At 76.0% G+C, this 7,290-nt stretch carries 8 protein-coding genes; 7 read left to right on the top strand and 1 reads right to left on the bottom strand.

Going from position 1 to position 7,290, the window contains the following annotated elements; all coding sequences use genetic code 11:
- Positions 1-184 precede the first annotated feature (184 nt).
- The 6 genes from ACZ4E1_RS00105 to ACZ4E1_RS00080 are packed head-to-tail and all read left to right on the top strand — an operon-like array spanning position 185 to position 4,885.
- Positions 185-1,495: a condensation protein gene (locus ACZ4E1_RS00105; RefSeq protein ID WP_467534341.1), complete on the top strand. Its 1,311-nt coding sequence runs from the start codon at positions 185-187 to the stop codon at positions 1,493-1,495.
- A complete protein-coding gene (locus ACZ4E1_RS00100) occupies positions 1,492-2,280 on the top strand; it encodes a class I SAM-dependent methyltransferase (protein ID WP_467534340.1) in 789 nt (262 codons plus the stop codon). The genes ACZ4E1_RS00105 and ACZ4E1_RS00100 overlap by 4 nt, the downstream gene beginning before the upstream one ends.
- 15 nt (positions 2,281-2,295) lie before the next feature.
- Positions 2,296-3,249 (top strand): DMT family protein, encoded by a 954-nt coding sequence (locus ACZ4E1_RS00095; protein ID WP_467535368.1) that lies wholly within the window; start codon positions 2,296-2,298, stop codon positions 3,247-3,249.
- Positions 3,239-3,460, top strand: coding sequence for a Trm112 family protein (locus ACZ4E1_RS00090; RefSeq protein WP_467534339.1), 222 nt, complete (start codon positions 3,239-3,241; stop codon positions 3,458-3,460). Before ACZ4E1_RS00095 ends, ACZ4E1_RS00090 begins: the two co-directional genes overlap by 11 nt.
- Entirely contained in the window at positions 3,457-4,305 is an 849-nt protein-coding gene (locus ACZ4E1_RS00085) for an FkbM family methyltransferase (RefSeq protein ID WP_467534338.1), read from the top strand. The genes ACZ4E1_RS00090 and ACZ4E1_RS00085 overlap by 4 nt, the downstream gene beginning before the upstream one ends.
- Entirely contained in the window at positions 4,265-4,885 is a 621-nt protein-coding gene (locus tag ACZ4E1_RS00080) for a hypothetical protein (RefSeq protein ID WP_467534337.1), read from the top strand. Before ACZ4E1_RS00085 ends, ACZ4E1_RS00080 begins: the two co-directional genes overlap by 41 nt.
- On the opposite strand, the gene ACZ4E1_RS00075 is transcribed toward ACZ4E1_RS00080, so the two are convergent.
- Complete coding sequence (locus ACZ4E1_RS00075; protein WP_467534336.1) at positions 4,882-5,763, bottom strand: ATP-grasp domain-containing protein; 882 nt, start codon at positions 5,761-5,763, stop codon at positions 4,882-4,884. The two genes, ACZ4E1_RS00080 and ACZ4E1_RS00075, sit on opposite strands and share 4 nt — an antisense overlap.
- A 129-nt stretch (positions 5,764-5,892) precedes the next feature.
- Here ACZ4E1_RS00075 and ACZ4E1_RS00070 point away from each other — a divergent pair, with 129 nt between their 5' ends.
- Complete coding sequence (locus ACZ4E1_RS00070; protein ID WP_467534334.1) at positions 5,893-7,254, top strand: carboxyl transferase domain-containing protein; 1,362 nt, start codon at positions 5,893-5,895, stop codon at positions 7,252-7,254.
- The last annotated feature ends 36 nt before the right edge of the window (positions 7,255-7,290 follow it).

The following is a 7,290-nucleotide window of genomic DNA, read 5'->3' as shown; positions in this document are numbered from 1 at the left end:
AGGGGCGCGGGGCCGTGTCCGATCAGCGACTCCGTCGCGGGGCGCGACCAGCGGGCCCCTGGGGGCGCACGAAGTGTGCCCTTCAGGGGCGCGGGGAACTGCGCGAGCAACCACGACGGCGCAGCACCCGGCGGAATAGCCCGGCACCTACGGCGGGCTCCCGGCTCCACCAGGAGGGGGTCCGATGACGACAGTCGAGGGGCAGCACCGGGGCCGGGCCAACCCCACGGCGCACCGGGTCCCCTTCCCCGTGGTCGACGAAGTCGCCCGGCACTGCCTCCAGCACGACGAGCCGGAAACCGTTCACATCGAGGTGCACCTGAGCGGGCGCCTGGACGACGAGCGGCTCACCGGCGCGTTCGGCCGGGCCCTCGCGCGCCACCCCCGGATGCTGATGCGAGAGGCCCCGCGCCACTGGTACGCGCGCCGGTACGAGTGGGAGCTGACCGGGACCCCGGACGCCCCGCCCGTCTCGTTCCCGCCCTCGGGCCCCGACGCCCTGGAGGCGGCCCGCACCCGTTCCCTCGCCCAGGCCCCGCCCCTGACCAGCGCACCACCGGTCCGACTGGAAGCCGTTCCGCACCCGGTCACGGGCGACACCGTGCTGTTCCTCACCGTCAACCACACGGCGCTGGACGGCCCGGCCTGCCTGCGCGTCCTCGCCACCGCCGCGCAGGAGTACGGCGGACCCGACAACACCCCGCCGGCCGTCACGGCCCCCGCACCGGCAGCCGCACGCCCCCAGGCCCCGCCGGTCATGCCGTCACCCTGGCGGCCCCCCGCGCGGGTCGCGCCCGGCGTCCGCCCGGAGTCGTCCCCGGGCAACGGGCTGCTGGTGTGCGAGCTGCCCGTGCCGCGCCGCCCGAAGGGCGCCCCGTACACGGTGAACGACCAGCTGATGGCCGCCACCGCCCGCACCCTCGTCGACTGGAACACGGCGCGCGGCGCGCACGACCCGCGCCGCCCCCTGCGCATCACGATGCCCGTCGACGACCGCCCCCGGGACACGTCGATGCCGATCGGCAACGGCACCCGGCTCGTCGAAGTCGCCTTCGGTGCGGAGGAGTTGGCGCGGCCCACAGCGGAGCTGCTGCGCGTCGTGAGCACCCGTACCGCCGCCCTGAAATCACTCCCACGCCCCCAACTCGGTCACGGCGCCGCCCTGTTGACCGCCCCGTACGCCCCCGTCGTCTGGCGGGCCGCCGCCACCAGAGCGCTGCGCCGGGCCGCCGCGCGCTGGACCTCGACAACCCTGCTCAGCAACATCGGGCGCGTCCCGTACCCGCTGGACTTCGGCGACGGCATCCGGGCGAGCGCCGTCTGGTTCTCGGCGCCCGCCCGCACCCCGCGCGGCCTGACCGTCACGACGGCGTCCACCGCGGGCCGACTCCATCTGGCCCTGCGCTGGTCGCGGACGCTGCTGGGCCCCGGTGACGGCGCCCGGCTGCGCGACCTGTTCGAGGAGCATCTGCGCGCGACCGACGAGGAGGCATGATGACGGCACCCCTCACCCCCCACCACCTCACGCCACAGAACCTCACGCCACCGGACCCCGCCCCGCCGGGGCCCCGCACGCCCGGCCTGCGCGACTTCTACGAGAACCCGGACGTGCCGGTCGCCTCCGGCACTCCGCGCACCGTCCGCCAGACCCGGATCCTCGCGCGGGCCCTCGCGGACACCCCGGGCGCGACCGTCCTCGACCTGGGCTGCGGCGACGGCTCGGCCGCCACGACGGCCGCCGCGCTGCTGCCGGGCCACCGGCTGGTCGGCGTCGACTGGTCGCAGGACGCGCTGCGCCGGGCGGCGACCCGAATCCCGTACGTGGTGCGGGGCGAACTGTCCGACCACGGGCTGCCGTTCGCGGATGGCGCCGCCGACGCGGTGCTGTTCTCCGAGGTGATCGAGCACCTCGTGGACCCGGACTCCGCGCTGGACGAGATCCGCCGGGTGCTGCGGCCCGGCGGCCATCTGATGCTGTCCACGCCGAACCTGGCCGCCTGGTACAACCGGGGGCTGCTGCTCGCCGGGGTGCAGCCGGTGTTCTCCGAGGTGAGTCTGCGCGGGGTGCACGGCAGGCCGGGCCGGGAGGTCGTCGGGCATCTGCGCCTGTACACGGCCCGCGCGCTGCGCTCGTTCGTGGCCGCGTCCGGGTACCGGGTGGTCGGCGTCTCGGGGGCACCTTTCCACGGGGTGCCGGGGCCGTTGCGCCCGCTGGACCGGCTCGCGTGCGCGGCCCCCTCGCTCTCCTCGATCCTGCTGCTGCACGCGCGGAAGGCGTGAGCGGCGGTGCCGGCCGTGGTGTGGGGCGTGGCCTCGGCGCTGCTCGCGAACACCCTGTACAGCGTCGGCTTCGTGCTGGAGAAGCGGGCGCTGGGGCGGTTGCCGACGATCAGCGTCCGCCGTCCCGCGCGGCTGCTGCGGCACCTGGTGGGCAGTCCGCTGTGGCTGGCCGGTTCGCTGGCGCTGGCGGGCGGCTTCGGCGCGCAGCTCGCCGTGTACCGGACGCTGCCCATCGCCGCCGCGCAGGGCATCTTCGTGTCGGGTCTCGTGCTGCTGCTCCTGCTGTCCGCGCGGCTGCTCGGCGAGCGCACCTCGGGCCGCGAGCGGTACGCGATCGGCGCGATCCTGGCCGCCCTCGTCATGGTGGTGCTCTCGCTGCGCGACACCGGCGGCGACCCGGACGCGGTCGGCGGGGCCGCCCCCGCCCCGCTCATCCTCCTCGTGTGCGTGCCCTCGCTGGCCGCCGGCCTGTACCTGTACGCGGGCGCGGAGCGGCGGGCCCGGCGCCGGCACCGGATGCCGAGCGCGGGCGTCGAGTACGGCGTCGCGGTCGGCCTGCTCTACGGCGTCAGTTCGCTCGCCATCAAGGGGGTGTCGGGGCTGCTGTGGGACGTGCCCCGACTGCTCGCCTCCCCGTACCCGTACCTGCTGCTGTGCACGGGCGCGTGCGGGCTCGTCATGTCGCAGGCGGCGCTGCAGCGCTGCCGGGCCTCGCTGATCGTGCCGGTGTGCACGACGGTGACCTGCCTGTTCACGGTGGTGCTCGGCACGCTCGCGTTCGGCGAGTCGCTGCCCTCCGAGCCGCTGCGGCTCGCGCTGCGGGTGGCGGGTACCGCGCTCGCCGTCGCCGTCCTGCTGCTCATGCCCAAGCACGACCCGCCCCCGGCCGCGCCCGCACCGACCGTGGAATCCGCGCATTCCCCGAAGTCCCCGAAGTCTCCGAAGGAGTTGCTGTCCCATGAAGCCTGACGACCCGCTGCTCACCCTGCTCGCCTGTCCGCTCGACAAGGGGCCGCTGCGCCTCCTGCCGGACGGTGAGGCGCTCTACAACCCCCGCTTGCAGCGCCGCTACCCGATCGTCGACGGGGTGCCGCAACTGCTGCCCTCGTCCGGCGAGCAGCTCGCGGAGGACGAGCACGAACGGCTCCTGAAACAGTTCGAGGGAGGCGGTGTCACGTGACCACGATCGCCGCCCGCCTCGCCCCCTGGCTGCCCGCCCGCCTGACCGCCGCCGCGGCCCGCGCCCTCTACCCGCGCTTCGAACCGGAACTGGCCCGCCTGTCCGACATGGTTCCCGCCGATTCCGGGTGCGCCACCGCGGTCGACGTCGGCGGCTGGTACGGGCCCTGGACCCACCGTCTCGCGGCCCGCGCCCGGCGCGTGGTCACCCTGGAACCCGTACCGCACCTGGCCCGTACGCTCGCCGCCACCACGCCCGCGAACGTGCGGGTGGTGCGGGCGGCGGCCAGCGACCGGCCCGGCACCGCCCCGCTGTGGCAGCCGCCGCACGACGCGCGCGGGGACCGCGGGGTGTCGTCGCTGGTCCGCCGCGACGGCCTGCACGCCACGACGGGCCAGTCCGTGGACTGTGTCACCCTCGACGAACTCGCCCTGGACGGCGTCGAGTTCGTGAAGATCGACGTGGACGGGGCGGAACTCGCCGTCCTGCGCGGCGCCGAGGCCCTCCTCACCCGGGACCGCCCGGCGCTCTTCATCGAGCTGGAGACCCGCATCCAGCCGATCACCCCGGTGGTACGGCATCTGCGCGCGCGGGGCTACGAGGGCTGGGTACTGCCCGGCGCCGACTGGCTGCCGCTGCCCTCGTTCGACCTGGCGGCGCACCAGCGCGGCACCGCGCACATCGCCTCGCAGGGTCTGCTGCGCCGGGCCCTGACCCCGGCGGCCCGGCGCCCGCGCTACGTCAACTCGGTGCTGTTCCTGCCGGACGGCCGCACCCCGGGCTCCGTGCGCGACCATGACAGACATGGCACCCGCGCGACGTACCCCGCCCACCGGTCCCGCTGAACCCTTCGGCCCGCTCGAGTTCCAGCTCGTCCTGCTGCGCCGGATGGCGGACCACAATCCGGAGCTGGTCGAGACGGCCCGCGCGGAGCTCGGCGTCTCGGTGGCGGACATGCGGGAGGCGAACCGGCGCTGGCAGGCGATGCTGCACTCCCCGCGTTCCCGCGCGGCGGCGTCGCGGTACCGCTCGGTGCTCGGCGCCCCCGCGTCGGAACGCCCCCGCCGCCTGGGCGACCTGCCCTGCACGGCGCTCCAGTGGCCGGTGCCGCTGTGGCCCACGCTCCGCTTCGAGGTGCTCCTCGCGCCCACGGGAGCGGTGTGGAACGAGTGGCTGACCCGCGCCCCGGACGCCCCGGGCCCCGCCCTGCGCACCCTCGCCGACCTGACTCCCTGGTCCTGCACGGTCGACGAGGCGGCCCGCGCCTTCCCTCCGGCCCGCCCCCTGGAGGGCTCGGCCCCGACCCGCTGGGGCCTGGAGTTCACGGCCCCGGACGAGGACGGCACCCCGCGCCGGATCCGGGCCGAGTTCACATGGGGCCTGCTCCAGCGGTGGACGGAGGTGACGACTGCGGACACGCCCTAGCCGGCGGCGGCCTTCACGAGGGCCTCGGCGACGGCGGGCACGGATCCGGGGTGCACCGCGCTCAGGAACAGGTTCGGCTCGACGAGCTCCAGCTCCATGACGCAGGGCTGCCCGTCGGCCCCGTCGACGAGGTCGACCCGCGCGTACAGCAGCTGCTCGGGGCCGCCGGGCACGGCCGCGAGGGCCCGCTCGGCGACGGCGAACTCGGCCTCGGTCGGCTCCCACGCTTCGAGGGAGGGGTGCGGGACCTTGCGCGCGTCGAACGCGACTCCGGCGGAGAGCACCGCGCCCTTGCGGATCGCGTGCAGGAACCGGCCGCCGTAGAAGAGCACGGCGCGCTCCCCGCTGACGTCGATGCCGTCGACGTAGGGCTGCACCATGGCGGTCAGCCCCTCCTCGTGCATCCGCGCCACCTGCCGCAGCGCCACGTCCTGTTCGGCCGGGGTGTAGCGGGCCGCGTAGCGGGCGCCCGCACTGGAGGTCGGCTTGATCACGAAGGCGCGGTCGGCGGGCAGTTCGGCCACGGCGCCCGGCGGCACGTACGTCGTCGGGACGACGGGCACGCCGGTCTCGGCGAGTTCGCCGAGGTAGCGCTTGTCGGTGCTCCAGCGGATGACGCCGGGCGGGTTGGCGAGGCGGGTCGCGGCGGCGCAGCGCTCGGTCCAGTCGAGGAACGCGTCGCGGCGCCAGCTGTAGTCCCAGGTCGAGCGGACGACGGCGAGGTCGTACGCGCTCCAGTCGACGTCCGCGTCGTCCCAGACGACGACGTCGGCCCGGGCCCCGAGCCGCTCGACGCCCTCGACGAGCAGCGGCAGGTCCGCGTCGACGGGGCCGCCGTCCTCGCCGGCCCGATACGTGACCAGTGCTATCCGTGCCAACGCCTTCTCCTCACCTTGTCCGCCCGGAACGCCCGGGCCGGGCCGGGCTCATCCTCTCAAGGCGATCCCGCGGCGGTCGACGGGCGCATGCTGGTCCGTGACCGGTCCCGTCACCCCTCAGGAGCGCACGTGCCCACCCTTCCGAAGCCCGACCCGCGGGGCGCCGCTCACCCCGAGCTTGTGTGCGATCCCGGTTCCTTCCGGGCGCTGCCGGACCCCGCGCCGCCCGCCGATGCGAATCCGCTGGACTGGCCCGGGTACGCGGAGTCGAAGGCGCGGGCCGTCACGCGCAGCGGATCGCCCGAGTCCGTGGTCGCCGGTACGGCGACGGTGTGCGGTGTCCCGGCGGTCGTCCTGGCCTTCACCTTCGGCCACCTGGGCGGTTCGCTCGGGCGGGCCACCGGTGACCGGATCGAGGCCGCGCACGCGCACGCCCGCGCGCACGGCCTGCCGGTCGTCGCCCTGGTCGCCACGGGCGGCAGCCGGATGCAGGAGGGCATGCTCGCGCTGAGCCAGCTCCAGCGCGCGGCCCGGCAGTGCGCGCTGACGCGGGCCGCCGGGCTGCCGCAGATCGCGGTGGCCTGCGATCCGACGACCGGGGGTGGCTGGGCGACGCTCGGCGCGGGCGCGGACGTCACGCTGGCGCTGCCCGGCGCGCAGATCGGCTTCGCGGGGTCCCGGGTGCGTCCGGCGGATGCGGACCCGGCGGCGTACACGGCCGAGGGTCAGCGGGCGGCGGGCGCCGTCGACGCGGTCGTGGCGCCGGACGCGCTGCGCGAGGACGTCGGGCTGCGGCTGCGGCTGCTCACGGCCCGCACCCCGGACCCGGAACCGGCCCCGGTGCCCGCCGCGCTCGGCCGCACCGACCTCCCGGCCACCGGCTGGGACGCGGTCCTGCGCGCCCGGGCCCCCGAACGACCGCACGCGCCCGCCTACTTGGACGCCTGCTTCACGGACCGCGCGGAGCTGCGCGGCGACCGTGCGGGCGGCGCGGACGACGGCCTCCTGTGCGGTTTCGGGGCGCCCCGGCCCGCGTACGGGGATCCGGGGCGGACGGTCGCGTACGTGGCGCAGTGCGGCACGGCGACGACCCCGGCGGGCTACCGGACCGCGACGCGGCTGATCCGGCTCGCGGGGCGGCTCGGCATCCCGGTGCTGACCCTGGTCGACACCCCGGGCGCCGCGAACGGCGCGGAGGCGGAGCGGGCGGGGGCGGGTCCGGCGATCGCGGAGCTGTTCGTCGCGGTCGCCGAGTGTCCGGTACCGGTGACGACGCTGGTGATCGGGGAGGGCGGTTCGGGCGGGGCGCTGGCGCTCGCGGCGCCGGGGAACACGTGGGTGACCCCGGACGCGTACTTCTCGGTGATCGCCCCCGAGCTCGCGGCGGCGATCCTCAAGCGGCCGGCCGACCAGGTGCACGAGACGGCCGCTCAACTGCGGCTTCGCCCGCAGGACTTGGTGGATCTGGGGGTGGTCCGGGGCCTCGCCTGACATGACCCCGCACCCGAACAGGCGAGCAGTTGTTCC

This window comes from Streptomyces sp. NPDC025806 (assembly GCF_055558275.1).
This window is presented reverse-complemented; position numbering and strand designations above follow the sequence as displayed.